Source organism: Photobacterium sp. AWH4_225 (assembly GCF_056158405.1).
Genome location: NZ_JBSWTF010000004.1, coordinates 2,059,952 through 2,086,387 on the forward strand (window position 1 = coordinate 2,059,952; position 26,436 = coordinate 2,086,387).

The 26,436-nt window shown below is 45.9% G+C and carries 31 protein-coding genes; 25 read left to right on the forward strand and 6 right to left on the reverse strand.

The window, feature by feature from the left end; genetic code table 11:
* Positions 1-2 precede the first annotated feature (2 nt).
* On the reverse strand, positions 3-1,505 hold the full coding sequence (locus tag ACXAD4_RS26390) for a DUF1800 domain-containing protein (protein WP_475244971.1): 1,503 nt from the start codon (positions 1,503-1,505) through the stop codon (positions 3-5).
* A 514-nt stretch (positions 1,506-2,019) separates the two neighbouring features.
* Between ACXAD4_RS26390 and ACXAD4_RS26395 the strand changes: the two genes are divergently transcribed.
* The 15 genes from ACXAD4_RS26395 (at position 2,020) to ACXAD4_RS26465 (ending at position 11,653) form a co-directional block, all read left to right on the forward strand.
* Positions 2,020-2,901, forward strand: coding sequence for a mechanosensitive ion channel family protein (locus tag ACXAD4_RS26395; RefSeq protein ID WP_475244972.1), 882 nt, complete (start codon positions 2,020-2,022; stop codon positions 2,899-2,901).
* Between the two features lie 557 nt (positions 2,902-3,458).
* Complete coding sequence (locus tag ACXAD4_RS26400; RefSeq protein WP_475244973.1) at positions 3,459-4,652, forward strand: DEAD/DEAH box helicase; 1,194 nt, start codon at positions 3,459-3,461, stop codon at positions 4,650-4,652.
* Positions 4,653-4,807: 155 nt separating this feature from the next.
* Positions 4,808-5,209, forward strand: a complete 402-nt coding sequence (locus tag ACXAD4_RS26405; RefSeq protein ID WP_475244974.1) for a GFA family protein — start codon at positions 4,808-4,810, stop codon at positions 5,207-5,209.
* A 9-nt stretch (positions 5,210-5,218) separates the two neighbouring features.
* Entirely contained in the window at positions 5,219-5,683 is a 465-nt protein-coding gene (locus ACXAD4_RS26410; protein ID WP_475245669.1) for an NUDIX hydrolase, read from the forward strand.
* 30 nt (positions 5,684-5,713) lie between these two features.
* Complete coding sequence (locus tag ACXAD4_RS26415) at positions 5,714-6,139, forward strand: VOC family protein (RefSeq protein WP_475244976.1); 426 nt, start codon at positions 5,714-5,716, stop codon at positions 6,137-6,139.
* Between the two features lie 18 nt (positions 6,140-6,157).
* Entirely contained in the window at positions 6,158-6,517 is a 360-nt protein-coding gene (locus ACXAD4_RS26420; protein ID WP_475244977.1) for an MmcQ/YjbR family DNA-binding protein, read from the forward strand.
* 30 nt (positions 6,518-6,547) lie between these two features.
* The gene (locus ACXAD4_RS26425) at positions 6,548-6,931 is read left to right on the forward strand and encodes a MazG nucleotide pyrophosphohydrolase domain-containing protein (protein ID WP_475244978.1); all 384 of its coding nucleotides are present in this window, start codon (positions 6,548-6,550) and stop codon (positions 6,929-6,931) included.
* Positions 6,924-7,406 (forward strand): GNAT family N-acetyltransferase, encoded by a 483-nt coding sequence (locus tag ACXAD4_RS26430; RefSeq protein WP_475244980.1) that lies wholly within the window; start codon positions 6,924-6,926, stop codon positions 7,404-7,406. Before ACXAD4_RS26425 ends, ACXAD4_RS26430 begins: the two co-directional genes overlap by 8 nt.
* A gap of 115 nt (positions 7,407-7,521) precedes the next feature.
* Positions 7,522-8,103, forward strand: coding sequence for a GNAT family N-acetyltransferase (locus ACXAD4_RS26435; protein WP_475244981.1), 582 nt, complete (start codon positions 7,522-7,524; stop codon positions 8,101-8,103).
* A 26-nt stretch (positions 8,104-8,129) separates the two neighbouring features.
* Positions 8,130-8,525, forward strand: coding sequence for an ACT domain-containing protein (locus tag ACXAD4_RS26440; protein ID WP_475244982.1), 396 nt, complete (start codon positions 8,130-8,132; stop codon positions 8,523-8,525).
* A 41-nt stretch (positions 8,526-8,566) separates the two neighbouring features.
* Positions 8,567-9,034, forward strand: coding sequence for an HAD family hydrolase (locus ACXAD4_RS26445; RefSeq protein WP_475244984.1), 468 nt, complete (start codon positions 8,567-8,569; stop codon positions 9,032-9,034).
* A 14-nt stretch (positions 9,035-9,048) separates the two neighbouring features.
* Positions 9,049-9,576, forward strand: a complete 528-nt coding sequence (locus ACXAD4_RS26450; protein ID WP_475244985.1) for a GNAT family N-acetyltransferase — start codon at positions 9,049-9,051, stop codon at positions 9,574-9,576.
* A gap of 60 nt (positions 9,577-9,636) precedes the next feature.
* On the forward strand, positions 9,637-10,329 hold the full coding sequence (locus ACXAD4_RS26455; RefSeq protein ID WP_475244986.1) for an MOSC domain-containing protein: 693 nt from the start codon (positions 9,637-9,639) through the stop codon (positions 10,327-10,329).
* Between the two features lie 128 nt (positions 10,330-10,457).
* Positions 10,458-10,997 (forward strand): 3'-5' exonuclease, encoded by a 540-nt coding sequence (locus ACXAD4_RS26460; protein ID WP_475244987.1) that lies wholly within the window; start codon positions 10,458-10,460, stop codon positions 10,995-10,997.
* Positions 10,998-11,236: 239 nt separating this feature from the next.
* Positions 11,237-11,653 carry a hypothetical protein gene (locus ACXAD4_RS26465; protein WP_475244988.1) on the forward strand — a complete coding sequence of 139 codons (417 nt, stop codon included), beginning with the start codon at positions 11,237-11,239 and terminating at the stop codon, positions 11,651-11,653.
* Between the two features lie 63 nt (positions 11,654-11,716).
* On the opposite strand, the gene ACXAD4_RS26470 is transcribed toward ACXAD4_RS26465, so the two are convergent.
* On the reverse strand, positions 11,717-12,172 hold the full coding sequence (locus ACXAD4_RS26470; RefSeq protein WP_475244989.1) for a hotdog fold domain-containing protein: 456 nt from the start codon (positions 12,170-12,172) through the stop codon (positions 11,717-11,719).
* Positions 12,173-12,550: 378 nt separating this feature from the next.
* Between ACXAD4_RS26470 and ACXAD4_RS26475 the strand changes: the two genes are divergently transcribed.
* The 9 genes from ACXAD4_RS26475 (at position 12,551) to ACXAD4_RS26515 (ending at position 24,193) form a co-directional block, all read left to right on the forward strand.
* On the forward strand, positions 12,551-13,459 hold the full coding sequence (locus ACXAD4_RS26475; protein ID WP_475244990.1) for a DMT family transporter: 909 nt from the start codon (positions 12,551-12,553) through the stop codon (positions 13,457-13,459).
* 240 nt (positions 13,460-13,699) lie between these two features.
* On the forward strand, positions 13,700-14,413 hold the full coding sequence (locus tag ACXAD4_RS26480; protein ID WP_475244992.1) for a GntR family transcriptional regulator: 714 nt from the start codon (positions 13,700-13,702) through the stop codon (positions 14,411-14,413).
* The gene (gene prpB, locus ACXAD4_RS26485; protein WP_475244993.1) at positions 14,410-15,279 is read left to right on the forward strand and encodes a methylisocitrate lyase; all 870 of its coding nucleotides are present in this window, start codon (positions 14,410-14,412) and stop codon (positions 15,277-15,279) included. The genes ACXAD4_RS26480 and prpB overlap by 4 nt, the downstream gene beginning before the upstream one ends.
* Positions 15,280-15,428: 149 nt before the next feature.
* A complete protein-coding gene (prpC, locus tag ACXAD4_RS26490; RefSeq protein WP_475244995.1) occupies positions 15,429-16,604 on the forward strand; it encodes a bifunctional 2-methylcitrate synthase/citrate synthase in 1,176 nt (391 codons plus the stop codon).
* A gap of 24 nt (positions 16,605-16,628) precedes the next feature.
* On the forward strand, positions 16,629-19,214 hold the full coding sequence (gene acnD, locus ACXAD4_RS26495; RefSeq protein ID WP_475244996.1) for a Fe/S-dependent 2-methylisocitrate dehydratase AcnD: 2,586 nt from the start codon (positions 16,629-16,631) through the stop codon (positions 19,212-19,214).
* A 12-nt stretch (positions 19,215-19,226) separates the two neighbouring features.
* Positions 19,227-20,435: a 2-methylaconitate cis-trans isomerase PrpF gene (gene prpF / locus ACXAD4_RS26500; protein ID WP_475244997.1), complete on the forward strand. Its 1,209-nt coding sequence runs from the start codon at positions 19,227-19,229 to the stop codon at positions 20,433-20,435.
* Positions 20,436-20,520: 85 nt separating this feature from the next.
* On the forward strand, positions 20,521-22,395 hold the full coding sequence (locus ACXAD4_RS26505; RefSeq protein ID WP_475244998.1) for a propionyl-CoA synthetase: 1,875 nt from the start codon (positions 20,521-20,523) through the stop codon (positions 22,393-22,395).
* 187 nt (positions 22,396-22,582) lie between these two features.
* Positions 22,583-22,897 carry a hypothetical protein gene (locus ACXAD4_RS26510; RefSeq protein ID WP_475244999.1) on the forward strand — a complete coding sequence of 105 codons (315 nt, stop codon included), beginning with the start codon at positions 22,583-22,585 and terminating at the stop codon, positions 22,895-22,897.
* A 453-nt stretch (positions 22,898-23,350) separates the two neighbouring features.
* Positions 23,351-24,193 carry an IucA/IucC family C-terminal-domain containing protein gene (locus ACXAD4_RS26515; RefSeq protein ID WP_475245000.1) on the forward strand — a complete coding sequence of 281 codons (843 nt, stop codon included), beginning with the start codon at positions 23,351-23,353 and terminating at the stop codon, positions 24,191-24,193.
* A gap of 6 nt (positions 24,194-24,199) precedes the next feature.
* Here ACXAD4_RS26515 and ACXAD4_RS26520 read toward each other — a convergent pair whose 3' ends face one another.
* Together ACXAD4_RS26520 and ACXAD4_RS26525 are read right to left on the reverse strand one after the other, a co-directional pair.
* Positions 24,200-25,021: a bestrophin-like domain gene (locus tag ACXAD4_RS26520; RefSeq protein ID WP_475245001.1), complete on the reverse strand. Its 822-nt coding sequence runs from the start codon at positions 25,019-25,021 to the stop codon at positions 24,200-24,202.
* Between the two features lie 21 nt (positions 25,022-25,042).
* Positions 25,043-25,180 carry a hypothetical protein gene (locus tag ACXAD4_RS26525; RefSeq protein WP_475245002.1) on the reverse strand — a complete coding sequence of 46 codons (138 nt, stop codon included), beginning with the start codon at positions 25,178-25,180 and terminating at the stop codon, positions 25,043-25,045.
* Between the two features lie 26 nt (positions 25,181-25,206).
* On the opposite strand from ACXAD4_RS26525, the gene ACXAD4_RS26530 reads away from it, so the two are divergent.
* Positions 25,207-25,638, forward strand: coding sequence for a universal stress protein (locus ACXAD4_RS26530; RefSeq protein WP_475245003.1), 432 nt, complete (start codon positions 25,207-25,209; stop codon positions 25,636-25,638).
* Positions 25,639-25,668: 30 nt separating this feature from the next.
* Here the strand turns inward: ACXAD4_RS26530 and ACXAD4_RS26535 are convergent, their stop codons facing one another.
* Positions 25,669-26,196, reverse strand: coding sequence for an N-acetyltransferase family protein (locus ACXAD4_RS26535; protein WP_475245004.1), 528 nt, complete (start codon positions 26,194-26,196; stop codon positions 25,669-25,671).
* A gap of 50 nt (positions 26,197-26,246) precedes the next feature.
* Complete coding sequence (locus tag ACXAD4_RS26540; protein WP_475245005.1) at positions 26,247-26,435, reverse strand: hypothetical protein; 189 nt, start codon at positions 26,433-26,435, stop codon at positions 26,247-26,249.
* Between the last annotated feature and the right edge of the window lies 1 nt (position 26,436).

Consider the following 26,436-nt stretch of genomic DNA (forward strand, 5'->3'; position numbering starts at 1 on the left):
GACTACTCCTGTACCATGAAGTTAGGGGAAATGACGGCGAAGAAAATCATTTTGGGAACGGCGTAGTACTTGTTGTTATGGGTGTCGTAGATTGCCCCGATTCTTTCTTCTAGTTCAGGAGCCATTTCGCCATGCAAGAAGCGGTTTTTGAGTAGTGACATCATTGTTTCTTTGTCTTGGTTGTTTGCGGCATCTTCGAAATCAACTGGGGCGATATACATCTCTTGTTTGTTGTTGGTTTTGTTGCGGTCTTGGCCATAGTTAAGGATTGTCCGGTAGAAGACATTGCTGGTTTTAATGACTTGGCTCCAATCGATAAGCTCAAACTCCGGTGCAGTAAGATCAGCATTGAGCAAGGCGCCTTGCGGACTATGATCGGGGGAGTAGAAATTAAATACAGAAGGCGAGCCCAGAGGATATTGACCAAACGTGTCGGCATAATTCATCGGGTTATAGATGATGTCGCCGCCTTTACCCGGGTAGGCATCCATAGCGCGATAGAAGTAGGTCATAGCGAGGATGGGTTCGCGCACTTTAGCTACATGCAGGTCGTTTTCCTTTAGTACCTCAACATCGGTCAGAATGGCGGTAATGACCTCACCAAGATTGCCTCCAGTGTTTCGGAAAACAGAAGCGACTCTCGCCACATACTCGGGCCTAGGGTTGGAGGTGACGAAGCGTTTAATCAGCAGGGTACTGATAAATGGTGCGGTATTGGGGTGGTTAACCAACAGATCCAGTGCTTGATCTAATTCTGCTTCTGCCCCAACGCCTTCGGGGAAATCGGTTCCAAGTATTTTTTTTGCTTCCATGTCGTGGGAATCATCATAGGCCACCATGGGGCTTTCCATACTGCTTCCATTCATGAACCAACCAGTGAAAACCCGAGCCATATTCTCTATGTCGGTGTCACCATAGGTTGGGATAGGCTGGCTGTTAGCATCGAGTTTTGGTGTACCATCGAGATTGAGCTCTTCAAGACCGATAGTGAAGAGCTGCATAATTTCCCGGGCATAGTTTTGGTCTGGGTTAACCCCGGTATGGCTTTTTGGCAAGTTGCCTACCATGGTGAGGTAGTGACCCATAATTGGGGAACGGGTAACATGATAAAGCAATGTTTTGTAATCGCTGAATGCGTACTCGGTAAGGATGTCATAGTAATGAGCCATTTCAGTAGGATAGGGGGCTAGCTGCGCATCACGGTCGCCGACAACTAATATCTGGCTGAGGGCAAAGGCCATTCGCTGGCGTAATTGTGCGCCTTGCCATAATGCAATATCGAACCAGGCACAGACCCGCATTTCCTGTGATGTCGAGGAGCTGCCACGCTTTTGGGCCTGATATAGCGTGCGATCTTTGTGGCTTGCATAAGGCTCGTTTAGTTGGCTGTTAATCCAGTTGATGCGGCTATCGAGAGACATAAACGCATCAACTTCCCCTTTTTTTATTCCCATTGTTGCCATGTCCAAAAATCTAGATGCTTGTCGGTATGTTAGTCCTTCCATAGATGCCCACCTTTGTGATGAAGAAGTATTGTTGCAGGTACATTTATCTTGGAAGCCATCTATTTGCGTGTGGAATGATCGTGGTAGGTTTTATTTGAATTTATGATGTTGTGGCAATTCATAATGAAACTGCCTTGAAATCTAGTCAATAAAAGAAAAATATCGGCATTTCTCAAACCAGTAATAGGTAAAGGTGCGGGATATTATTGTGTTGGAGAGTAAATGATGAATGCCTACTCATTCACCGAGCTATCTTCTGTTTAAAACCAGCTTTTAGGATGTGCTGTTAGTGATACAAATCCCATGCATTGTTTTGCTCTCCCTCTTATGTCATGGTTTTTAGTTTTTTCTAGGCGTGAGCATGGCTAATAAAAGACTGTTTCGAAAGCTTGTTTTTTAAGCCATTAACGTTTTAAACATCGGAAGTCTACGGTGACTGGATTTTGCTTTAAAACTATGGGAGTTTAGCAAGGTGTCACTTATAGATTTATAAGTAGGAGTGAGAAGGGCGGTCATGCCAGAGAAGTTATTACCGGTTATCGATTTTTTCTTAGAAAACAAAACACTGCTCAGTGTATTGATCATTGCGCTGGTTCTGATGTTCAGGCGGCTCGTGCTGAAACAAATTCGCGGGGATGTTGCGTTTGTTTCTGAGCATCAGCGTAAATGGATGTCTCGTACCAAAAACGGCACTTTTACCATTATGGTGGTGGTGCTGTTTATGCTCTGGCAGTCTGAGATCAGTGAATTTGCTCTGTCGGTGACAGCCATTGCGGTTGCGATTGTCGTTGCATCCAAGGAGATCATCCTGTGTTTTACCGGGTCAATTCAGCGAGCGAGTGCCCGTTCATTTCGGATTGGTGATTGGATAGAAGTTGGTTCTCTTTGTGGTGAGGTGATAGAGCACAATATGATGGCAACGGTGATCCAAGAGATTGACCTTCACCATGGGCAATATCACTTCACCGGTAAAACAGCCACCTTGCCCAACAGTATGTTTTTTACTTACCCGGTGAAGAACCTGAATTTCATGAAGCGCTATGTGTACCATAGTTTCAGTATTACCGTTAAAGAGTTCGTTAACTTGTATGTCACGGTGCCTGAGCTAATCGAACAGATTGAGGGGCACTGTGAAGAATTTATTGATGTTGCGCGGCGCTACAATGGGGTGATTGAAAAGCACGCGGGGGTTGATCTGCCTGGCCCTGATCCACATGTACATATCACCACGACACCAACGGGAGAGCAGGTGGTGCATGTTATGCTATTTTGCCCAACAGAAATGGCGACGCACCTTGAGCAGTTGATCCGTGAAGATTTCATGCAGATCTACCACGAGACCTTTGGTAAAAATGCCATTAATGAAGAGCGAAATCCCAAAGTCAGCTTCATGTAGTATATTTATGAAGTGCTTGCTAATGATCTAAATATAAAGTGTTTATTTCAGAATGGCTCTTGCTTTGGATTTGCTGATTACAAAACGCCTGATGGTTTTCATCAGGCGTTTTGTGTTTTAGGCGATGAAAGAAAGGACGAGATTGATTTCGATTAATTATAAAAAGTATATGAAATATATCTTATTGGTATATGCAAGTTGGGTTATACAGTATAGAATTTGCCAGCTTTACGGTATGGAGTGTTGATAGATGGTGAAGGAAGTAAGTCGAACTAAAATTGAAAAGCTATACATTCGTGCCAAATACCATGGTTACGGGCGTTCTTACAAGGTCTATAAATGGGAGTGGCTCGGTTCACTACTTCGTAGCGGGGATTAATATGGAAAAACGTGGTTTAGCTTCAGGCGCCAGCGGGTTAAGCATCAATGATTTTTCTCTAATTTCACTATGTTTGAAAGGAAAGTTGTCTCTTGCCAACAGTGTTCGTGGTACACTCCCGCGCTTCATGTAGAGGCGGCTCTACCATATTAAGATTCAGTATAATTAGAGGCGATTCATGCCATTCTCTAAACTTGGGCTCAGCGAGTCATTAACCAAAGCGGTCAGTGAACTTGGCTACAGCAAGCCAACCACTATTCAGAACAAGGCTATTCCGGTCATCTTGCAGGGCAAGAACCTGATTGCGGCAGCGCAGACTGGTACAGGTAAAACAGCCAGCTTTGTTTTGCCTATTCTTGAAAAACTCAGCCAGGGCAAAACGCAGCGTAAAAAACGCATCCGTGCGTTGATCCTTGTTCCTACCCGTGAGCTTGCTGTTCAAGTAGAAGAGAAGATCGCCCTTTATAGCAAACACCTAAGCCTGACATCGTTGGCGATGTACGGTGGTGTCGATGAAAAAGAGCAGAAGCAGCGCTTGATTGACGGTGTGGATGTATTGGTCGCGACTCCAGGTCGCTTGCTTGATATGTATGGCAAGCGTGCTGTTCACTTCGAAGAAGTGGAAATGCTGGTACTTGATGAAGCCGACCGCATGCTGGATATGGGCTTTATCGATGATATCAACAAGATCATTGACCGTTTGCCTGAAGAGCTTCAGTTCTTGTTGTTCTCTGCAACGCTTTCTAACAAAGTGCGTGATTTGGCTAAGTCGGTGGTTGAAAACCCGCATGAGATCAGTATTGCGGCTAATCAAGCTTCTAAGGCTAATATTGAGCAGTGGTTGATCACGGTTGATAAGGACAAGAAGTCTGCTTTGCTTAGCCACCTGATCAAAGAGAATGATTGGGATCAGGCACTGATCTTTATTGAAACCAAGCACGGTGCTGCCAAACTGGTATCTCAGCTGGAAAAGCGCGATATAGCTGCCGAGGCATTCCACAGTGGCCGTAGCCAAAAAGTTCGTGAACAACTACTGGAAGACTTTAAAGCAGGTAAGATCAAATACCTTGTAGCAACAGGCGTTGGTGCCCGTGGTATTGATATTGAAGAGCTATCCCGTGTAGTAAACTATGACTTGCCATTCCCAGCGGATGAATATGTTCACCGTATTGGCCGTACCGGTCGTGCAGATGCATCGGGTGAGGCTATCTCATTTGTATCGAAAGATAACTTTAAGAACTTGTGTATGATTGAGAGCCGACTAGGGCACCTTATTGAGCGTCGTGAAGTCGAAGGCTTTGAGCCGAGAAAGCCTGTACCGATTTCCATTTTGAATTACGTGCCAAAAAACAAACGTCAAAAGAAAGACTGATCTCTTTTAAAAACTACTCAGCCCTTGCCATTCGGTGAGGGCTTTTTTTTGCTCTGGTCTTTCACCAGTCACAGATTGCAATAACGTCACCTGTCACAATACCTCCTTACTCAACATAAACTTGAAGTAGCTATTCGGATTAGTAGGAGCGAAAGATGAAAGGACAATGTTTGTGCGGAGCTATCGAATTAACGGCGGACGATCAAAAAGAAGTTGGGTTGTGTCATTGCGATATGTGCCGCAGATGGTCTGGTGGCCCCTTGTTTGCGGTCCATTGTCATTCTAAGGTGCAAATTAAAGGACAGCAGCCTGTGGTGTATCGCTCGTCAGAGTGGGCTGAAAGGGTATTTTGCGGAACCTGCGGCTCGCATTTATTTTATCATTTGCTACCAAGTGATGAGTATATTGTCTCGGCAGGACTGTTTCAGGACCAGGATTTTACTTTGGTCAGTGAAATATTCATTGACGAAAAGCCGGATTACTATGAATTCAGCAATGACACCCAAAAGATGACCGCGCAGCAGGTCTTTGACCAGTATGCGCCCAAAGAGGAATAACAATCAGTGATGACTACACAAAAGATACCGGTGAATACCTCGATTGTCTCAGGCGTTGCCCTGTCTGAAATTGATGGTGAAATGAAAATGCTATTGATGAAGCGGGTTAAAGGTGACTACTGGTGTCATGTTGCCGGATCTATCGAAGGAGATGAAAAGGGCTGGCAGGCAATCGTTAGGGAATTCTATGAAGAGACACAGATCTCTGTGTCTGAGCTCTATAATGCACAGTTTCTTGAACAGTTCTTTGAAGCTAATGTGAATGTATTGCAGATCATCCCGGTATTTGCCGTACTATGCCCGCCCAACCAACCTGTGACCCTTAATGAAGAGCATACTGAGTATCGTTGGGTGGGGTTAGAAGAGGCGAAGTCCCTGGTGCCATTTCCGGGGCAGCGGCAGGTGTATGATCATATCTGGGCGCATTTTGTAGACAGCAGCCCTTCCAAATATATGAAAGTTACTATTAATTAAACGAGGCTGGTGTCGCGTTAAGGATTTAAAGTGAAACAGAATATCGTTCATATTGCCCTTGTCGTAAAAGACTACGATGAGGCAATAGACTTTTACGTTAACAAGCTGAAGTTTGAGTTAATCGAGGACACCTACCAGCCAGAGCAGGATAAGCGCTGGGTCGTGGTATCACCGCCGAACTCCAATGGCGTGACGTTACTGCTTGCACGAGCGTCAAAGCCTGAGCAGATAGACTTCATCGGGAACCAAGCGGGGGGCAGGGTGTTCCTGTTTTTGAATACCGATGATTTTTGGCGTGACTACAACCGTATGGTCGCAGACGGTATTAATTTTGTCCGTGAGCCGAAAGAGCAAGATTACGGCACGGTGGCTGTTTTTGAAGATCTTTACGGTAATTTGTGGGATCTGCTGCAGCTCAATCCTGAACACCCTATGGCAAAACGCACAGCTCGATAATGATTAAAGAGAACTGCGATGAATAAACAAGAGATTGTCGACTTTATGTTGACCTTACCGGAAGCCGAGCTTGATTACCCATTTGGTGCCGATGTCATGGTGTTCAAGGTGCTGGGGAAGATGTTTGCGTTGTTGTCGGTCAATGATGGGATTGTTGATATTAATCTCAAAGGGGCACCGGCTGACAACGAAGCATTGACTTCGATGTTTACCGCGATAAAGCCGGGTTACCACATGAATAAAAAGCATTGGATAACCGTATCGGTAACAGAAGAAATAGAAGATGGTATGTTGAAAGGTCTGATTGATCGCTCATTCGAATTGGTTGTTGCGAAGTTGAAGAAAGCTGATCGAGACAGGCTTGCGATACAGAGATAGCAGAAGAGTTATTGCTTATATAGGGAAATGATGGAAAAGCTAGAGACATTACTCGAGTTAGCACGAAGGAAAGCGGTTATCGATAAAACATCGACTTGGTCTGAAGGGGCAAAAACCTATCTCTCGGAGCTAAAGGCAGAAGTCGATGAAGTCAACGAAGAGATTGCTAATAAACGGGTATGTTTTTTAGAAGACGAGCTTGGTGATGTGCTTTGGGATTACCTCAATGCGTTAGTTGCCCTAGAGGAAGAACAGGGCATCAATATCGAATCGGTTCTGACCCGTTCATTAAGTAAGTACAATGAGCGGATCTTGGGAATTGAAAACGGAGAGTCGTGGCAAGAAATTAAGTCCAGGCAGAAACGAGCCCTAGAGCATGAGCAAGCTAACTTAGAGCAAAATAAGTATGGATAACAATCCAAAGTCTTTAAGAACTGCAACGATAAACGATCTCTCCGCACTGACACGATTATTTATTGTAGAAAACCACCACAACGCAGCAATTGCACCGGATGTCGTTAATAAGACTGTGGATGTACTTAATGAGGATGAGTTGAGGGAGTTACTTGCTGACAATAATCAGTGCCTACTCGTTGTAGAAGTTGATGAGTGTGTGGTTGGTACATTGTTAGGCTCTATTGTTAATGTCAAAGGTCGGCGCTGGACAAACAGTCGATGCTATGGATATATCGAAGAGCTAGTGGTAGATGCGCACATGCGGGGGAAAGGCTTGGCTCGTCAGCTTGTGGCGGCATTTGAGGATTGGGCTAAAGCAAAAGGGGCTTGTTCAGTCGAATTGCATGTTTGGTCGAAAAATCAAGTTGCCAATGAGTTTTACCGTCGCTACGGATTTGAAAATAAGCAGCGATTACTTTCTAAGTCGCTTTAACTCATTTCTCGATAAAATATCAACATTACCACTGCCATAGTGTGCCCCATACAAAATGAAGTTATGGTTATACTGAGGTAATTGATATAAGTTGGACAAGGACTCATAAAGGTATATGGCAACGCAGTTAGAAACAGATAGATTGACCCTTAGGCAATGGAAAAGAGAAGACTACTCCGATTACGCCAAGCTTAATGCCGACCCAGCTGTTATGCAGTTTTTTCCAGCCGTTTTATCGCAACAAGAGAGTGATGCGCAGGCGGCAAGGATCACCCAGCTTATTGCAGAAAAGGGCTGGGGCTTCTGGGCGGTTGAGCTAAAGATCAATGGGCAATTTATTGGTTTTGTGGGTTTACATAGCCAGGACGAGCAATCCGGTATACCCAATGCACCCTTTATAGAAATCGGTTGGCGGCTTGCCAAAGAGCATTGGGGGAAAGGCTATGCATCTGAAGCAGCCAACAGAGTACTGCAGTTTGCGTTTGAAGAGTTAGCGGCGCCTAGCATCTATGCGTTTACTTCTTTGCCGAATACTCCATCACAAAAGGTGATGGAGAAAATCGGAATGACAAATATCGGCCAAGACTTTGATCATCCCAAACTGCCGAAAGGGCATCATTTGGAGCGCCACTGTTTGTATCAAATATCTCGAGAAACTTGGCTGAAAAGCCATATAAAAGTCGACTTTAGCGCCTAGGTGTCATCAATTATCAAGGAGGATGTATGAATGGAATTACCGACCTGCAACAGTTACTGAAATCGATGGCGCCTGAACTCAAAGAAGGCGAGTTTGTATTCTGTACTTTGGAGGGCGATTTATCACAGTATTTGGACTTGTCACCAATATCGACTTTTCAGGAGCAAGAAGGGCTGACTCTGGTGCTCAGCAGGGACAAGGCTGATCAAGCTGGTTTGGACTACGACGCTACCTTCCGTATGATAACGTTAACGGTACATTCCAGCCTCGAGGCCGTAGGATTGACCGCTGCGATTGCTAGCAAACTCGCTGAACAGGGAATCAGTGCCAATGTTATCGCGGCTTATTATCATGACCATGTGTTTGTACAAAGTGCCAAGGCAATAGAAGCTCTGGAAGCATTGCAATCCTTCTCTTCATAAAATACCGCTCAGATTAACTTGCCAGACTGAAAGGAAGCGATATGGCAAAGATATATTTATTTGATTGGGGAGATACCTTGATGGTCGACTTCCCACAATATCAAGGGCCGATGTGTGATTGGCCTGAAGTAAGCGTTGTTCCTGGGGCGCTAGAAACGCTTAGTTACTTGTCTGATAAAGCAGAGATTTATATTGCAACCAATGCTGAAGAGTCATCTGTTGAAGATATAAAACGGGCATTTACTCGAGTAGGTTTAGCACCGTTTATCAAGGGGTATTTTTGCCGGGTAAATATGGGAATCGCTAAAGGGACTCCGGTGTATTTTGAGAAAATAGCATTGGCTTTAAATGCCGAACCTCAGAGCATCACCATGGTTGGCGATACCTTGGACAAAGATATATTGCCTGCCATTGACGCTGGGCTTAATGCGGTTTGGTATCGACCTGAAGCTGTTAGTAGTGACAATGAGAAATATCGGGTAATAAGTACTTTAGAAGAATTAATTTAAAAAGGATTATGTAAATGGAATTAATTTCGCCCAATCTTGAATACATGAAGGCATTTCAGCGATTTTATGATGACTATGCGCAAAATGATGTAGAAAACGCCGAATATTACCAGAACGGAAAAAACAACTTTGAACAATATGTTCAATCTTTAATCGACGAATCAAATGGCGTGAATCTGCCTGAAGGGTATGTGCCTTGCCATCATTATTGGCTTATTAATCGAGATAAAGAAATCATCGGTGTCATTAGGGTGCGCCATAATATCGAAACACCATTTTTATCCCAAGAAGGTGGCCATATTGGTTATGACATTGCACCAAGCTTTCGAAGCAAGGGGTATGGTACAGCAATGTTGAAATTAGTCCTGCCTAAAGCCTGCCTGCTGGGTATTCATAAAGCGTTGATCACAGCTGATGAAGACAATATTGCTTCGCGTACTGTCATCGAACGTAATGGCGGACAGTTTGAGAACATTGTTCAAGGGATTGTATTCCAATATCCTATTGCCCGGTATTGGGTAGAGTGCTGTGGTGCGCAATGAAGCCAGTGTGCCTATTGCGATGGCTGGTGGATCAATGTAGCGGTTCAATTAAGGCGTAGAATGAATAAAACGAATAATTTAAAAAACGTATATACAGGAAAAGTTGCCCGTCGTTATGGTTTCGATACCGCCATTGATAAGCTCGCGGTTAAGGAGCCGGTATATTTGTCTGAGACGGGACTGGAAGGTGATGAATGTGCTGAAAAGCGTCATCATGGTGGCCCTGAGCGGGCTCTCCACCAGTATCCTTTGGAACACTACCATTACTGGTCGGAAAAGTATGGCGCTCATATTGAGTGGCATGCACCCGGAATGGGAGAGAACATTAGCTCTGAAGGTATGACAGAAGAAACAGTTTGCCTTGGTGATCGCTTTCAATGGGGGGAAGCGATTATCGAGGTTAGCCAGCCTCGCTCTCCTTGTTATAAGTTGAATCAGCGTTGGGGTGTGGAGGCTTTCTCTGTTGATATGCAAGCGATCAGCCGTTGTGGTTGGTTATATCGCGTGATCAAGCCAGGAATGGTAAGTGTCGATGAACCATTGACCTTGATTGAGCGTGTGCCTAATGCCATGTCGCTTAAAGCTGTGTGCGATATCTTTTTTGGTGATCCGTTAAACCAGCAAGGTTTGGAACAACTATTAGCGCAAGAAAAACTGTCTGATAGCTGGATGAGTAAGGTCAAACAACGCTTAGAAACCAACGAAGTCGAGAATTGGCAATTCAGACTGCAGGGCAGGGAACGCACAACCTAAGTGCCTAACCCCTTTTAAATTCTATGATATCTGGTTAGCTAAAATGAAATTAACCATTTTCATTTTTGGCTAACCCGCCTCTAAATGCTATCCTTCGTGCCAGTTATAGCGTGATATCCGGAAGTGAAATGAATTTTAACCGTATTGTCTGTTTTGACCTCGAAATGTGCTGTTGGAATGATGGCAGAGAGTCCAGAACAGGTGAGATCATAGAGATTGGCGTCGCAGAACTTGATCTGACCAACGGTGAGATTGTGCGCCGAGCTCAACATTTTGTGAAACCGGATAATGATGAAGTATCACCGTTCTGCACAGAGCTAACAGGTATCAAGCCTGAAGTCATCGAGAAGAATGGAAAGCCCCTGGGGCATATCCTAAAGTCGGTCGAACAGAAATTTGGTGGCCGACATAAAATATACGCAGCATGGGGGCGAGATGACATCATCCTGCGTAAAGAGTGTGAAGAAAAAGGCTTGAAAGTCCCTTTCGATGAATACCTAAACTTGGCAACGCTGTTTAGACTACAGCGCCATGTTACCAAGAAGCGTTGTGGCCAGCGTGCTGCTATGGAAATGGCTGGTATCGAGTGGGAAGGGCGACAGCACTCTGGTTATGATGATGCTTATAACCTTGCTCGGTTAGCCAGAACTCTTTTTATTGATGATTAAAGAAAACATGTTTTTGGTCGTTTTTATCTCAACGGTGTAGGGAAAATCTTAGATAGCATGATTTTCCTTATCAATAATGGGGTACTTTTCTTGATAAGATTATAATTTATCAAGGAAAATTTCCGCAAAATAATTGACAAATGCATCACAAAAGCTAAGATTATGCAAAAATATAAATATGCAAATTGTTGGCTATGGATTTTACAACTTGTCAAATTCCTGTAAGGAATAGACTCAATATGGACGAGTTTCCCTGCTCAGATACTCTCAATGAGCAACGTCATATTGAGGAGATCATTCGCTGGTGGAATGTCCCTTTTGTGGACGAACTTCGGTATGAAGAATCAGGGGAAATAGGTGTTTGTGTGCTTGATGGTGCAACTTGGGATGGTCCAAGGTTGATTTCTGAGCATGCAACTTTTGATGAAGCGGTCGCAGCAGCTAATTTCTATGTCAGTCATTCTGATATTTGGCGAAGATTTAAAGAGCCCTATCAACCAATAGCGAAGGTCGATCACCTGATTGATATGAGCTCATTTATTCATGGTAAGTTAGCCAAAATGGATGAGAAGCAGTTATTCGATTACATGTTTCATTGGCTGCCCAATGCTGAACCTACCAAACAACCAGAACGAGAATCATCTCTGGTAGAGTAATGAATTTTTGAAGTGGCGCATTTTACTGCGCCATTTTTATTTCTGGTTATCAGTCGTAAAGGGTTAGGTGAACCTGACATTCATTGTGATTTCTGCTCGAAATACCAAATTTCCATCAGTATCTTTCACTTCAACCGGTACAAGCTTGTCACCTTCTGTGTTCCAGTCGATATTCTCTCCTTGTGCATGAGCAGTAAGATCTGTCTTGGCTTTTTTTAAATACTCAACTGTCATCCCAACTGGGATCCAGCGACTTTTAACTGGAATAGAAACATCCGTCATCATTCCACCCGCTAGCTCAGCCATATTACACATAGCGATAGCATGCACAGTATTCAAGTGGTTGGTGACGCGCCGGCGTTTCTTAATTGTCACCTCAGCATAGCCTGGCTTTAGTGCCGTGACTTTTGGCTTGATACTTCCAAAGTAGGGGGCTAGGCGGCACACAACGATACTAAATAACTTGTTGCCAAAAGGTAGACGACTCATCTGTTTGTAGATTTTGAGGTTTTTGCGCATTGGGATGTCCTTTTCGAAATGGCTGAGAGGCATATTGTATTTATAGTCTGGTCTGACCACTATGCAAGTTAAAATTAGATCTTTCATTCTACAGCGAGAAATTATGCAGTGGATAAGAAATACACGGTGATTTCCAGTGAGAAAGATCACTCTTTCTTAATGGGAATGAATTTAGGGGTGTGTTTAGGCTTAGCGCTTAAAGTCTAATTTTTCAATAGCTTAAATTTATTTTTGCCTGCAAAAGGAAGTGTTGAGTGGCACGAAATTGTCGGTGAATAATCCAAATGTCTGACAATAGAATCACGATGTCTTTTTAGAGATATTTGTTTGTAAGCTGACGTGCCACAATTCCCTCGTAATCAAATTATAAGGCAAACCATGTTCTATTTATTTCCTCTTCTGACTGTCATTATTTGGGCAGGGAATGCCATCGTAAACAAAATGTCTTACAGCGTGATCGACCCTGGGGCGATCTCTTTTTATCGCTGGTTTTTTGCCATGATGGTATTAACACCCTTTGTTCTACCATCGGTGTGGCGTAAGCGTCATGAAATCAAACCGCATCTATCCAAGCTCGCATTTTTGGCTCTACTGGGTATGGTGCTCAACCAGTCGCTGGGTTATTTCGCTGCGGCGACGACAACAGCAACCAATATGGCGTTAATCATCTCGTTGGTGCCGTTGCTGAGTATGTTCTTGAGTGTCCCGTTGCTGGGGCAGCGTCTGCTACCTTTGGCTATGGTAGGAGCAGTGCTTTCTTTGGCTGGTTTGGTGTTCATGCTGGGTCACGGTGATATCAGTACTTTGACTTCGCAAGGTATCAAGCAGGGTGATGCTCTGTTGTTAATTGCCGCGTTTGTGTATGCGCTTTACTGTGTATTGCTCAAGCGTTGGAGAATGCCACTGAATAATTGGCAGTCTGTCTATGTACAGGGACTGTTTGCGGTAACCATGCTTACCCCTATGCTGTTAAGCAGTGAGCGTATGGCGATCACTGGTGAATCACTGCCATTGATTATGTACGCGGCGTTGCCTGCATCGGTACTGGCCCCGTGGTGCTGGCTGAAAGGAATCGAGATTTTAGGTGCAGACCGTACTGCGATGTTCATGAACCTGATGCCGGTGCTGACTGCGCTTATTGCCAGCATGACATTAGGAGAGCAATTAGCGGTTTACCATTATATTGGTGGAGGTATGGTTCTCTTTGGAGTGATTCTTGCCCAGCGCAAACCAAAGTTGGAGATTACCACCGAGCATTTGGCTGGCGACGCAAAACCAACAGCGTAACCAGAGGTTAATTTTGATAACGGCAGTGGCTGAGAAGTCACTGCCGTTTTTTTTTGCTTTCTTCGTGATGATGACAATAACGTCATAGAGCTCATTGAATATGCCGGTTTAGACGCGTTGAAGTGAGAAATTGTCGACAATCTATACTAAGGTCTAATACATATTGTTAACAATTAGCTTGTGCGGATGGTAAATTAGCGCTAAATTTGTTCACAAGTTAAGAAATTGTTGACAATAATGATGAGCAAGCAAGATTTGAAATTGAAAAGTGTCGACAACCAGGGTGAGAAAGAGGGCACCAAATCTGAGAGTTTAACCGAGCAGTTAATCGATCAGATTGTCAGCGGTACCTATCCAGCGGGCAGCAAGATTTCCGAGCCGGAGCTCGCCAAGCACTATGGTGTGAGTCGAGGACCATTGCGTGAGGCCATGATGCGTCTTGAATCTATGGGGTTGGTTGAGCGTATTCCCCATGTTGGTGCCCGCGTTGTGGCTCTTAGCCAGGAAAAGTTAATTGAAATTTATGCGGTTCGTGAAGCCCTAGAAGGAATGGCCGCTAGGCTTGCCTGTGAGCACATCACCGATGACGAGCTCGCAGGGCTGGAAGCTTTGTTAGATGCCCACCACCAGCACATAGAACAGGTTGAGGGAGCATCGTATTTTCACCAGCAGGGTGACTTCGATTTTCACTACCGGGTAATCAAAGCCAGCCGCAACAGCAAATTAATCAGTCTGCTATGCGATGAGCTATATCATTTGCTTCGAATGTACCGCTACCAGTCACAGCGGTCACATTCCCGCCCAGAGCAAGCCTTAAAGGAACACTTTCATCTCCTTAGTGCGTTGAAAGAGCGTGATGGAGAGTTGGCAGAGATGTTAATGCGGCGTCACATTATGAGAAGCCGCCAGTTAATTGAACAACAGTTGAAGCAGGATAAGGAGAAGGTCTCATGAGTCCAGGGAAACGCTTCCGCCAAGCGGTAGCCAACAACAACCCGTTACAGATTGTCGGTACGGTCAATCCGTATTGTGCCATGATGGCAGAGCAGGTAGGCCATCAGGCGGTATATCTTTCGGGGGGAGGGATTGCCAATGCTTCCTATGGCCTTCCGGATCTGGGTATTACGACGTTAAATGATGTGTTGGAAGATGTTCGCCGCATTACAGCAGCCACCAAGCTGCCACTGATGGTCGATATTGATACTGGGTTCGGCGGCGCGTTTAATATTGCCCGAACCATCAAAGAAGTGGAGCGAAGCGGGGCTGCAGCGGTTCATATGGAAGATCAAGTGGCGCAGAAGCGTTGTGGTCATCGCCCGAATAAAGCCATTGTCAGCCAGCAGGAAATGGTTGATAGGATTAAAGCGGCGGTTGATGCCAGAGTGGATCCGGATTTCGTGATCATGGCGCGCACCGATGCACTGGCTGTTGAGGGAATGGATTCAGCGATTGAGCGAGCCCAAGCGTGCGTCGAGGCTGGGGCGGATATGATTTTCCCTGAGGCGATAAATACGCTTGAGCAATACCAGCAATTCTCAGACGCCGTTAAAGTGCCTATTTTGGCCAACATTACCGAGTTCGGACAGACGCCTCTGTTCAGTACCGGTGAGCTGGCTGAATGTGGCGTCGATATGGTGCTTTACCCGCTGTCTGCATTCAGGGCAATGAACCAAGCGGCACTGAATGTTTACCAGCACTTATTGCAAGACGGCCATCAGCGCAATGTCGTTGATCAAATGCAAACTCGTGAAGAGCTATACCACTATTTGGGTTATCACGACTACGAACAAACTTTAGATAAGCTATTCAAACAGCCTTAATTGGCACAAAGACAAAATAATAATATTAAAAATAAATGAATACAGGGTGGTAATAACCTCTGGGGATCAGTGTACCTAATTATCCCGCAGGAATAGAGGGAAGCCCAATCCATTCAATATCGTGAATACAACTGAAGAAGGAGTCTGCTATGACTGCGATAGCCGTAGCTGATGTAAAGAAGGACGGAAGTGAAAAGAAATCGAATGCCATTGGAGGTGCAGGCCTGAGAGGTCAAAGTGCCGGTGTAACGGCGCTCTGTACTGTGGGTAAATCTGGTACCGGATTAACCTATCGGGGATACGATATCACTGATTTAGCCAATAATGCTGAGTTTGAAGAGGTGGCCTATTTATTATTAAAAGGCAAACTTCCAAATAAAGAAGAATTACAAAGTTATAAGCAAGCATTATTGGCTTTCCGTGGATTACCGGAATCCCTGAAATTAGTATTAGAAACGATCCCTGCCGATGCTCATCCGATGGATGTGATGCGAACCGGTTGCTCAATGTTAGGTAACCTTGACCAAGAGCTCGATTTTTCGCAGCAGGATGAAAAGACCGATAAGCTTCTCGCTATGCTGCCAGCCATTATTTGTTATTGGTACCGCTATAGCCATGATGGTGTCCGTATCGATACCGCCAACAGCAGTGAAGACAGTATTGGTGGGTACTTCCTTGAAATGCTAACAGATAAATCACCATCTGAACTTCATAAGCAGGTCATGCACTGTTCATTGGTGCTTTATGCCGAGCATGAGTTCAATGCATCGACCTTTACTGCTCGTGTTTGCGCCTCTACTTTGTCTGACCTTCACTCTTGTATCACTGCCGCGATAGGGAGCTTGCGTGGACCATTACACGGTGGTGCCAATGAGGCTGCAATGGCAATGATCGAGAATTGGCAGACGGCTGAAGAAGCCGAAGCTGGCATTATGCAGATGCTGGCAAACAAAGACAAAATCATGGGCTTTGGCCATGCGATTTACCGTGAATCTGACCCGCGCAATGCTTTAATTAAAGCATGGTCGGAAAAACTGTCTGCCGACGTTGGCGATACTCACTTGTATGCGGTATCCGAGCGTGTGGAGCAGGTGATGAAGCGGGAGAAAGGACTGTTCTGTAACGCGGACTTTTTCCATGCCTCGGCCTATCACTTCATGGGGATCCCAACCAAACTGTTTACCCCAATCTTTGTGATGAGCCGTGTTACAGGTTGGGCGGCCCATGTGTTCGAGCAACGTGCCAACAACCGGATCATACGTCCGAGTGCTGATTATGAAGGACCTGAGCATCAGGACTGGCTGCCAATAGAAGAGCGCAGTTAATACCTCAAATCACGGATGTCTATTATGAATATGAATACTCAATACCGTAAGCCCCTTGCAGGTAGCGGCCTTGATTTCTTCGATACCCGAGCGGCCGTCAATGAGATATCACCGGGTGCTTACGAAACCCTGCCTTACACTTCTCGTGTATTGGCCGAACAATTGGTCAGGCGCTGCGATCCAGCGACACTTACCGACTGCCTGAAGCAGATCATCGAACGCAAACGCGATCTTGATTTCCCTTGGTACCCGGCCCGTGTGGTTTGTCACGATATCTTGGGTCAAACCGCCTTGGTTGACCTAGCTGGATTGCGCGATGCTATTGCAGATCAAGGCGGCGACCCGGCGAAAGTTAATCCGGTGGTGGAAACTCAGCTTATTGTCGACCACTCTCTCGCGGTTGAGCATGCTGGTTTCGATCCGGAAGCCTTCGATAAAAACCGCGCAATTGAAGAGCGCCGTAATGAAGATCGTTTTCATTTTATCGAGTGGTGTAAAACCGCGTTTGAAAATGTCAGTGTGATCCCGGCGGGTAACGGGATCATGCACCAGATTAACCTCGAGAAAATGTCGCCGGTGGTTCAGGCCAAGAATGGGGTCGCTTTCCCCGATACCTGTGTTGGTACCGACAGCCACACGCCACACGTTGATGCTCTGGGCGTAATTGCTATCGGGGTAGGGGGACTGGAAGCAGAAACCGTCATGCTTGGCCGTCCTTCTATGATGCGCCTGCCAGATATTGTTGGGGTTAACCTGACGGGCAAACGCCAGCCGGGTATAACCGCGACGGATATCGTTCTGGCGATTACCGAATTCTTACGCAACGAGCGGGTTGTCTCTTCGTATTTGGAGTTCTTCGGTGAAGGGGCACGGGATCTTACCATTGGTGATCGTGCCACCATCTCCAACATGACACCGGAATACGGTGCAACCGCTGGGATGTTCTATATCGATGAGCAGACCATTAACTACCTCAAGCTGACTGGGCGCGATGAGCAGCAAGTTGAACTGGTTGAGAACTATGCCAAGCAGACCGGCTTGTGGGCCGATGATTTAGTTTCAGCCCAATATGAACGTGTGCTTGAGTTCGACCTGTCGAGCGTATCACGCAACATGGCAGGACCTTCGAATCCTCATCGCCGGTTACCCACCTCAGAGCTGGCTTCTCGTGGGATATCTGGTGACTGGCAGGAAAAAGAAGGCGAGCTGCCTGATGGTGCTGTCATCATTGCCGCTATTACTTCATGCACTAATACCAGTAACCCGCGCAATGTGGTGGCAGCGGGCTTGCTTGCCAAGAAAGCCAATGAGTTAGGTTTAGTTCGCAAGCCTTGGGTGAAATCTTCATTTGCGCCGGGCTCGAAAGTGGCCAAGCTGTATTTGGAAGAGGCGGGACTGTTGCCTGAGATGGAAAAGCTCGGCTTCGGAATTGTCGCCTACGCTTGTACCACCTGTAACGGTATGAGTGGCGCGCTAGATCCAGATATTCAGCAGGAGATCATCGACCGAGATCTTTACTCTACCGCTGTGTTATCGGGCAACCGTAACTTCGACGGCCGTATTCACCCTTATGCCAAACAGGCATTTTTGGCCTCACCACCATTGGTAGTGGCTTATGCACTCGCCGGTTCAATTCGTTTTGATATTGAGCGAGATGCCCTGGGTACCGATAAACAAGGCAATCCGGTTTATCTCAATGATTTGTGGCCTTCAGACGAAGAGATTGATGCGGTTGTTGGCAAGCATGTTAAACCCGAACAGTTTAATCAGGTTTATATTCAGATGTTCAAGCTCGATGACGGCCAGCGTAATAGTAATCCGCTTTACGACTGGCGCCCGAAGAGTACCTATATCCGCAGACCGCCATATTGGGAAGGCGCGCTGGCCGGTGAAAGAACACTATCTGGAATGCGACCTCTAGCGGTTCTTGGGGATAACATCACCACCGATCACTTATCTCCATCCAATGCCATTCTTGCCTCCAGCGCGGCGGGTGAGTATTTGGCCAAAATGGGTGTACCGGAAGAAGACTTCAACTCGTATGCCACACACCGTGGTGATCACCTTACTGCCCAGCGGGCGACGTTTGCCAACCCGAAACTGTTTAATGAAATGGTGAAGGATAATGGCGAGGTGGTACAAGGTTCGCTGGCGCGAGTTGAGCCTGAAGGCCAGGTGGTACGTATGTGGGAAGCCATTGAAACCTATATGGCTCGTAAGCAGCCGCTTATTGTTGTTGCAGGTGCCGATTATGGCCAGGGTTCATCTCGGGACTGGGCAGCAAAAGGGGTTCGCCTTGCGGGTGTTGAAGCCATTGTCGCTGAAGGGTTTGAACGCATCCACCGTACCAATCTTGTCGGGATGGGGATATTGCCCTTGCAGTTTAAGCCAGGCACAGACCGCCACACATTAGAGCTAGATGGGACCGAAACGTACGACGTTGTTGGGGATATCCAAGCAGGTACGGATTTGGCGTTGGTGGTGACACACGCCAACGGTGAAAAAGTCGATGTTCCGGTGACTTGCCGTCTTGATACTGCTGATGAAGTTGCAGTGTACAAAGCGGGCGGTGTTCTGCAGCGCTTTGCTCAAGATTTCTTGGCGCAGTAAGAGGAGATGAACATGACAAACTTATCTTCTCAGCCTGCGCAAGAGGCCCAGTCACAAATGAAAGTGCCCGCTACTTATATGCGTGGCGGCACCAGTAAAGGGGTGTTTTTCAGCCTGTCTGATTTGCCACTGGAAGCACAAGTCGCCGGTGAGGCCCGCGATAAATTTCTGATGCGGGTTATTGGCAGTCCGGATCCTTACGCTAAGCAAATAGACGGCATGGGCGGGGCAACCTCCAGTACCAGCAAAACAGTCATTGTGTCCAAAAGCAGCAAAGATGATCACGATGTGGATTACTTGTTTGGCCAGGTCTCGATTGATAAGCCCTTTGTTGATTGGAGTGGTAATTGCGGAAACTTGTCGGCTGCAGTGGGGCCTTTTGCGATTCATGCAGGATTGATCCCAAATGAACGCGTTCCAGAAAACGGTATCGTGAAAGTACGTGTTTGGCAGGCCAATATTAAGAAAACGATAGAAATCCATGTGCCTATCGTGAATGGCTTTGTCCAGGAAACCGGTGAGTTTGAGCTCGACGGCGTCACTTTCCCCGCGGCTGAAATTCAAGTGGATTTTCTAGATCCTGCGGATGGCGAGGGATCGATGTTTCCAACTGGCAATCTTGTCGATGATCTGGAAGTCCCGGAAGTCGGCACGTTCAATGCCACCATGATCAATGCAGGGATCCCTACCATCTTTATCGATGCCGAAGCACTGGGTTATATCGGTACTGAACTTCAGGACGACATCAACAACGATGAGCATGCATTGGCTAGGTTCGAGCGGATTCGAGCTTACGGAGCACTGAAAATGGGCTTGATTACCCGTTTGGAGGAAGCCGAAACTCGCCAGCATACTCCTAAAGTCGCCTTTGTTTCGAAACCCAAAGCGTACCTGACATCGAGCGGGAAAACCGTCGCAGAGAGCGATGTAGATGTATTGGTTAGGGCATTGTCTATGGGCAAATTGCACCATGCCATGATGGGAACCGCAGCAGTTGCCATTGCTTCAGCGGCTTGTGTCCACGGCACCTTGGTTAACCTCGCCGCGGGTGGTGGAAATAAAGAGTCGGTGACTTTCGGGCACCCTTCAGGAACGTTGAAGGTAGGTGCAAAGGCAACAGAAGCTGAGCAGGGCTGGGTGGTTGAGAAAGTCATGATGAGCCGTAGTGCGCGGATTTTGATGGAAGGCTTTGTTCGTGTTCCATCTGATGTTTTTGAATGACGGTATTCAGCTAGACGCCTTTTAGAAACTATTTAAATGATTGCTCTTTGATGTAGCAATGTCAGGACATACTGGAGGAAGCATTATGTCTGCCTATCAGAAAGAATATCAACTTGCGCAAACTGCGCCGCAAGATTTTTGGCAACAGCAAGCACAAAAACTCCCGTGGTATCAGTTTCCACAAAACATATTAAGCAAGGACGAAAATGGCATAGAGCGTTGGTTTGCTGATGGCGAATTGAATACATGCTATTTGGCATTGGATCAGCATGTCGAGGCAGGAAGAGGGAACCAGACTGCCCTAATCTATGATTCACCGGTAACAGGTACCAAAGTGCAATACAGCTACCAGGTATTAAGGGATCAGGTCGCAAAGACAGCGGGTATGTTAGCTGAGCTTGGGGTGTCAAAAGGTGATCGTGTGGTGATCTATATGCCGATGATCCCTGAAGCGGCAATGGCGATGCTGGCATGTGCACGTATCGGTGCGATTCACTCTGTGGTGTTTGGAGGGTTCGCCCCTAATGAACTGGCTGTCCGAATTGAGGACGCCGAGCCAAAGCTAGTGCTGACAGCCAGTTGTGGTATCGAGGTCAACAAGGTGATTCCGTATAAGCCTTTGGTTGATCAAGCCATCATGGATAGTCGTTGGAAGCCTGAGCATGTGGTTGTTTTTCAACGTAATGCCTGCCGAGCTGAGTTAACAGAAGAAAGGGATCGTGACTGGCAGGCTTTGAAGCAAAAAGCCGAGATGCATCCTTGTGTACCAGTGAAAGCCACTGACCCTCTCTACATCTTATATACCTCCGGCACAACGGGTAAGCCTAAAGGCGTGGTTAGGGATAACGGCGGCCATGCTGTAGCAATGAAATACAGTATGGAGACCATCTATAACATCAAACCGGGTGAGGTGTTCTGGGCTGCTTCTGATGTAGGTTGGGTGGTTGGTCATTCATATATTGTTTATGGTCCGCTTATTCATGGCTGTACAACCATAATGTTCGAAGGCAAACCGGTTAAAACACCTGATCCTGCGGCTTTTTGGCGAGTCTGTAATGAATATGGCGTAAAGGTGCTGTTTTCGGCGCCAACGGCATTCCGAGCTATTAAGAAGGAAGATCCCAACGGGATATTACTGGCTGATTATCCAATGAGTGATCTCAAAGCGATATATATGGCTGGAGAAAGGTTAGATCCCCCAACGCTGGATTGGGTGCAGGAAAAAACCGGACGTCCTGTGATTGACCATTGGTGGCAGACCGAAACAGGGTGGGCGATTGCTGGAAATCCCGTAGGGCTTGAGAGCTTCGAGATCAAGCCTGGCTCAGCCACTATGCCGATACCGGGGTATGGAGTTGTGGTACTGGATGAAACCGGTGAAGAAAAAGCAGCCAACCAGCAAGGTTATATAGCCATCAAGCGCCCATTGCCGCCTGGTTGTTTGCCGACCGTATGGCGTAATCACGACAGATTCCAATCCGGTTACCTCAGTCAGTTCCCCGGCTATTACGTTTCAGGTGACGGCGGATATATTGATGAAGATGGTTATCTATTTATCATGGGACGAATAGATGATGTCATCAATGTCGCTGGTCACCGTCTATCAACGGGCGAGATGGAAGAAGTCGTCGGCGGGCACGAAGCTATCGCTGAGTGCGCGATTATTGGTGTCCATGATGATTTGAAAGGCCAGTTACCCTTGGGCTTAGTGGTCTTGAAAGATGGTTACTATTCGGTTGATGGTTCTATAGAAAAAGAACTGCTTCAGAAAGTGAGAAGTGAGATAGGTGCGGTGGCTTGTTTTAACCGTGCGCTGGTGGTTGATAGGCTGCCGAAAACACGTTCTGGCAAGATTCTTCGCCGTGTTATTAGACAAATCGCAGACGGTGAGCAGTATGTGGTGCCCTCGACCATTGATGACCCTTCTAGCTTAAGTGAAATAGAAAAAGCGCTGGGATAGTGTGTTCGAAAGACGGATGAAGACATAAATCGCGATTATCTAGAGTCATCATAGATAAAGCCCCTTTATATTGTTGAGGGGCTTTTTTATGCGCATGGATTAATACATCAAGTTCACACTGTGATCTTGATCATATTTGTATTGTGGACTATCAATAGAAACAGTGCATTGCGAAAAGGAGAATGCTATGCCTTTCAATTACATCATTATCGGGTTCGCGCTTGCTGCCCTTGCGCTCGACAAACTGTCTATCTTCGACGACGACACTGCTGACTACGTCAATGTACCTACCTATCAGCCTGAACCAGAGTTTGGCAAATTGTCAGCGCCAAACTCTCCGGCAGAAGCGAAAAGAACCGTTTCATATCCGGTTGATCCTCTTTCACCTCGTCAAAGCATCGATGAATACGATGCCATGATGACGCCGAGTGCGACGCCACATGCATCACTCAACGCCAAACAGGTTGTACTGGGTGGTATGGTGGTACCTGCCGATTACTAAAAAAGCCACTTACGTGGCTTTTTGGTAGTCCTTTAGAAACGCAGTCCTTGCTTTACTGAGAGCTGATTGTGTTTCTGACTTTAGTTTTTGCCTAACCAGTTTGGCATCCTTACTCATAAATATTAATCCTATGCAATCCATGCACGTTTTACCAACGTTGCTAATCTTTGATTTTTTGGCTAAAGAGTGTGACTTTAGTCCCAACTCCATGCATCTTTTGCAGGGAAATATATACAATAGTGTTGGTTAATTAAAGCTTTATAGTATTGCAATACGGTTAAAATCCATTATTCCGTGATCTTCATCAACTTTATGCGCCGATGTTCGTATGCGTGTGTGGAGTATTTGCTCTATTGAGAGGTTGTTTTTGCTTCATGCAAGCAGGTGTTGAACAAACACTTCGTTCAGATAAAATCAACGCTTAAACGCGTATCACTCTAAGTAGACTACAAGATGACTTTATCAGCGGCATTGGCTCCTATTTGGCTCGGGGAGCCAGCTCAGCACACACTTGAATCTCAATTGGATTGGCTCTATCAGCGAGAACCCTTTTTCCGCCTGCAATATGGTCAAGTTGGAGTTCGACTAACAGAGTGGGCAGAGGATGGCATTGAGACAACAATCAATGCTTTTGCTCAAGATGTTGATACTCGACAAGCCGTTGGCGCATCTTTGTGGCTGAAAAGTTTCACCGCTCATTTATTTTCGGGTTTGGCAGCGTTGAGGCTGAAGTTTAACCGTGTACTCATGCCGACGCTTGAGCAAATTAGTCTTGATGTGGCTGGTAATGGAAAGCTTAAGCGAGTAGGTATCGCTGAGAATTGCTCATTTTATTGCCTGGCTGGTGATCCTTTGGCACACCTGCCCCAGGCGCATGTTGTTGGATCAGAGCAAGCGCTGGATCAAGCGTTATCTGATTTTGCGACTGAGGCCGGACAATATCTTGCCCCTAAGTTTAAACAGCAAAAAGTGAATACGCCTCAGTACTGGGGTGCCATTGGCTATGCGCTAGGCTTGGTGTTCCAGAAACTTACCCAGCATGGTTGTGATAAAGCATTAATTGAGCGCTTAGAATCCCAAGTAGACGCTTGGCTAGCAAATTTATTACCTGAATTTGCAGAGCTGAACAGTGTTAAGGTTGCGACCCATGGGAACATGAGTATCTATTATATTCGCCGGGAAACTTGCTGTTTGAAATACAAGCTAGATGGCAAGAAACACTGTGCGACTTGTCAGCAACGAGATCCACAGGATCAACTTGCTCTGTATCAATCCAAAGTGCCAGGCTCAAATTAAAGAGAACTATTCAGTCAGTTTCAACTTTCCTGCATCATCGGGGTACAGCACTTTGTCCAAGCTGTCGCGTAGGTCTACTAGGGGCTGCTGGCTGATTTCGATGATACTTCTTGCTGGTCTGTCGAGCTCGACAATCAAGGTCAGCACCAAAGAAAAAGCCAGTGCGAAGGGCAGAGCAGCAACTAGCGCTCTGCCTTTATTTTGTGCGCCAACCTGTAACCCATTTAATCCAACGGTGAGGAATGTCAGCAACCCTAAGGTGAACCATATACTAACGGGAATACGCCCTCTAATTCCCTTGTTGAGGCGTTTTGTGTGAATATCGATGACTTCATTTAGGGAGTCAATATATAGCAACAGTAGTTCTGGTGATGTTGTTCCATGAGAGTCAACCGCTTGACTCCAGAGTTGAAGCTGGAGGATTTCACTTTCCTTGATAACAGTATTCACCTTTTGTTCTTGTTCATTTTTCTTTTCAATTACCCTAAGGGTGACATAGTCACGTAGTAATTCACGGCTGCGAGAACGGTACGGCTCAGCTAACAACCCTGTACGTAGTATTGTTGTACCAACCGCATTGGCTTCGGCTAGTACCAACTCTTTTCTGTCAGCAGATTTCGCAGCTGCCATGCTAAAAGTGATGGCGAGAATGAAGGCTAGCAGGCTTGCAAGCCCTGTTGCCATCGGGCTGATAGATTGACTGTATTCGTTGGATGGAAAGCGAAGCGCCAAGCGATATCCGAACTCGAACATCAGAGCGATAGCCCCGAAAATCAGTCCTAGCATGACAAAAATTGAGAGAGAATCGATGAAGGATTCTTGATACATACATCGCCCTTGAAAAGAAACTCAACCATACAAACTCATCCAGCGCTCAGCCTGGAGGGATGAAACCAATGACACTTCAGGCATCTGGCTAACAGTATAGCGGGTAGTTGCTGTCACGATTCTTAGACGCGCACGGTAAGCTACACTGAAAGTGTTCAAAAATCATGCCCCTTGAGGAATAAGAGATGAAATACAAACATGTCTTGTTGGCTGTGAACTTCGATGCGAATGCTGAGTACTTGGTGATGAAAGCAGCTCAGCAAGCGAGATCTCATGATGCACTACTTAGTGTGATTCACATCGATCCAGATTTTACGGAACTCTATGAAGGGGTGAGGGAGTTTAACCCGTCAGCATTTGATGATTCAGTACACAGTGAGTCAGTAAGGGAAATGACTGTCTTGTTGAAAGGGGCTGATTACCCCATTTTCAAACACATTTTTTATGCGGGTTATGTAGAAGATCAAATCATCAAAGCCATTGATGAATATGATGTTGATCTTCTTGTATTTGGTCATCATGAATCAAGTTGGTTCCATCAGCTGACCATGTCCAGCAGCGAACCTTTGCTGCGAAAAATGCCTTGTGACTTGCTGTTTATTAGAGTCGAGAATTAGATTTCTCGCTCTCTGACCTAGGTTTCTGATTTAGCTCTTTAATATAGGCGTTACAGAATCCCAAGCATATACCAGCTCATCTACCAAGCTGCCTTCTGGCGCTTGCCATTGCTGTTGGATAACTGGCTGACCACCTAGATAGTCATAAAACTTCTGGGCACTGAGGTTTTGGCACAGTACTTCCAGGTAAGCGCCATTGTGTGAAGCTTCTTCTTGGATCAGGCTCGCTGCGTGTTGCAGAAGAGCTTTTCCGATCCCTTTGCCTGTCGTACTAGCGTCAACGTGAAGGTTTTCGATCAAGGTGCCATATTCTTGGTTTTGATCGAGATAGATGCAGATAAAACCGAGTAGCTTTTCGTTTTCTGTAGCGATAAAGATTCGCTGATTAGCAACAGGCTGGCTAAAACGCTTTTGCCAAACAGCACCTCGCTCGCTGAAGACATCTTCTGAAAGGTATTTTTTAGTAAGCAAACCGGCATAAACAATTTGCCAGCTTCTCGCGTGCAATTGGCTGATAGCGTTTCGGTCTTCCAAAATTGCTGGCTTGATTGTAATCACAAAACCTCCTTTCTTTGATTACATAATTTCCTTATACCTTTGATGTTACTTCAAATATTTTCTTCTGCAATACCAGCTTTATATTTCAAAAACTGTGAGCGCGTAGCAAAGAAATCGAATATTTCCTTTTGGATGTGTTGTAGCGTGATCAAGGTAAACCAAATTTCAAAACTGGTTGATCCTGATCGCCATATCAAAACAAATTGGTTAACCAAATGTTTGTGGCGAGTAATATTCATC

What these genes read in the sequence shown, in the direction of transcription:
- ACXAD4_RS26390 (WP_475244971.1), bottom strand. Translation starts at nt 1,505, where the DNA reads ATGGAAGGACTAACATACCGACAAGCATCTAGATTTTTGGACATGGCA.
- ACXAD4_RS26395 (WP_475244972.1), top strand. Translation starts at nt 2,020, where the DNA reads ATGCCAGAGAAGTTATTACCGGTTATCGATTTTTTCTTAGAAAACAAA.
- ACXAD4_RS26400 (WP_475244973.1), top strand. Translation starts at nt 3,459, where the DNA reads ATGCCATTCTCTAAACTTGGGCTCAGCGAGTCATTAACCAAAGCGGTC.
- ACXAD4_RS26405 (WP_475244974.1), top strand. Translation starts at nt 4,808, where the DNA reads ATGAAAGGACAATGTTTGTGCGGAGCTATCGAATTAACGGCGGACGAT.
- ACXAD4_RS26410 (WP_475245669.1), top strand. Translation starts at nt 5,219, where the DNA reads ATGACTACACAAAAGATACCGGTGAATACCTCGATTGTCTCAGGCGTT.
- ACXAD4_RS26420 (WP_475244977.1), top strand. Translation starts at nt 6,158, where the DNA reads ATGAATAAACAAGAGATTGTCGACTTTATGTTGACCTTACCGGAAGCC.
- ACXAD4_RS26425 (WP_475244978.1), top strand. Translation starts at nt 6,548, where the DNA reads ATGGAAAAGCTAGAGACATTACTCGAGTTAGCACGAAGGAAAGCGGTT.
- ACXAD4_RS26430 (WP_475244980.1), top strand. Translation starts at nt 6,924, where the DNA reads ATGGATAACAATCCAAAGTCTTTAAGAACTGCAACGATAAACGATCTC.
- ACXAD4_RS26435 (WP_475244981.1), top strand. Translation starts at nt 7,522, where the DNA reads ATGGCAACGCAGTTAGAAACAGATAGATTGACCCTTAGGCAATGGAAA.
- ACXAD4_RS26440 (WP_475244982.1), top strand. Translation starts at nt 8,130, where the DNA reads ATGAATGGAATTACCGACCTGCAACAGTTACTGAAATCGATGGCGCCT.
- ACXAD4_RS26445 (WP_475244984.1), top strand. Translation starts at nt 8,567, where the DNA reads ATGGCAAAGATATATTTATTTGATTGGGGAGATACCTTGATGGTCGAC.
- ACXAD4_RS26450 (WP_475244985.1), top strand. Translation starts at nt 9,049, where the DNA reads ATGGAATTAATTTCGCCCAATCTTGAATACATGAAGGCATTTCAGCGA.
- ACXAD4_RS26455 (WP_475244986.1), top strand. Translation starts at nt 9,637, where the DNA reads ATGAATAAAACGAATAATTTAAAAAACGTATATACAGGAAAAGTTGCC.
- ACXAD4_RS26460 (WP_475244987.1), top strand. Translation starts at nt 10,458, where the DNA reads ATGAATTTTAACCGTATTGTCTGTTTTGACCTCGAAATGTGCTGTTGG.
- ACXAD4_RS26465 (WP_475244988.1), top strand. Translation starts at nt 11,237, where the DNA reads ATGGACGAGTTTCCCTGCTCAGATACTCTCAATGAGCAACGTCATATT.
- ACXAD4_RS26470 (WP_475244989.1), bottom strand. Translation starts at nt 12,172, where the DNA reads ATGCGCAAAAACCTCAAAATCTACAAACAGATGAGTCGTCTACCTTTT.
- ACXAD4_RS26475 (WP_475244990.1), top strand. Translation starts at nt 12,551, where the DNA reads ATGTTCTATTTATTTCCTCTTCTGACTGTCATTATTTGGGCAGGGAAT.
- ACXAD4_RS26480 (WP_475244992.1), top strand. Translation starts at nt 13,700, where the DNA reads ATGAGCAAGCAAGATTTGAAATTGAAAAGTGTCGACAACCAGGGTGAG.
- prpB (WP_475244993.1), top strand. Translation starts at nt 14,410, where the DNA reads ATGAGTCCAGGGAAACGCTTCCGCCAAGCGGTAGCCAACAACAACCCG.
- prpC (WP_475244995.1), top strand. Translation starts at nt 15,429, where the DNA reads ATGACTGCGATAGCCGTAGCTGATGTAAAGAAGGACGGAAGTGAAAAG.
- acnD (WP_475244996.1), top strand. Translation starts at nt 16,629, where the DNA reads ATGAATATGAATACTCAATACCGTAAGCCCCTTGCAGGTAGCGGCCTT.
- prpF (WP_475244997.1), top strand. Translation starts at nt 19,227, where the DNA reads ATGACAAACTTATCTTCTCAGCCTGCGCAAGAGGCCCAGTCACAAATG.
- ACXAD4_RS26505 (WP_475244998.1), top strand. Translation starts at nt 20,521, where the DNA reads ATGTCTGCCTATCAGAAAGAATATCAACTTGCGCAAACTGCGCCGCAA.
- ACXAD4_RS26510 (WP_475244999.1), top strand. Translation starts at nt 22,583, where the DNA reads ATGCCTTTCAATTACATCATTATCGGGTTCGCGCTTGCTGCCCTTGCG.
- ACXAD4_RS26515 (WP_475245000.1), top strand. Translation starts at nt 23,351, where the DNA reads ATGACTTTATCAGCGGCATTGGCTCCTATTTGGCTCGGGGAGCCAGCT.
- ACXAD4_RS26520 (WP_475245001.1), bottom strand. Translation starts at nt 25,021, where the DNA reads ATGTATCAAGAATCCTTCATCGATTCTCTCTCAATTTTTGTCATGCTA.
- ACXAD4_RS26530 (WP_475245003.1), top strand. Translation starts at nt 25,207, where the DNA reads ATGAAATACAAACATGTCTTGTTGGCTGTGAACTTCGATGCGAATGCT.
- ACXAD4_RS26540 (WP_475245005.1), bottom strand. Translation starts at nt 26,435, where the DNA reads ATGAATATTACTCGCCACAAACATTTGGTTAACCAATTTGTTTTGATA.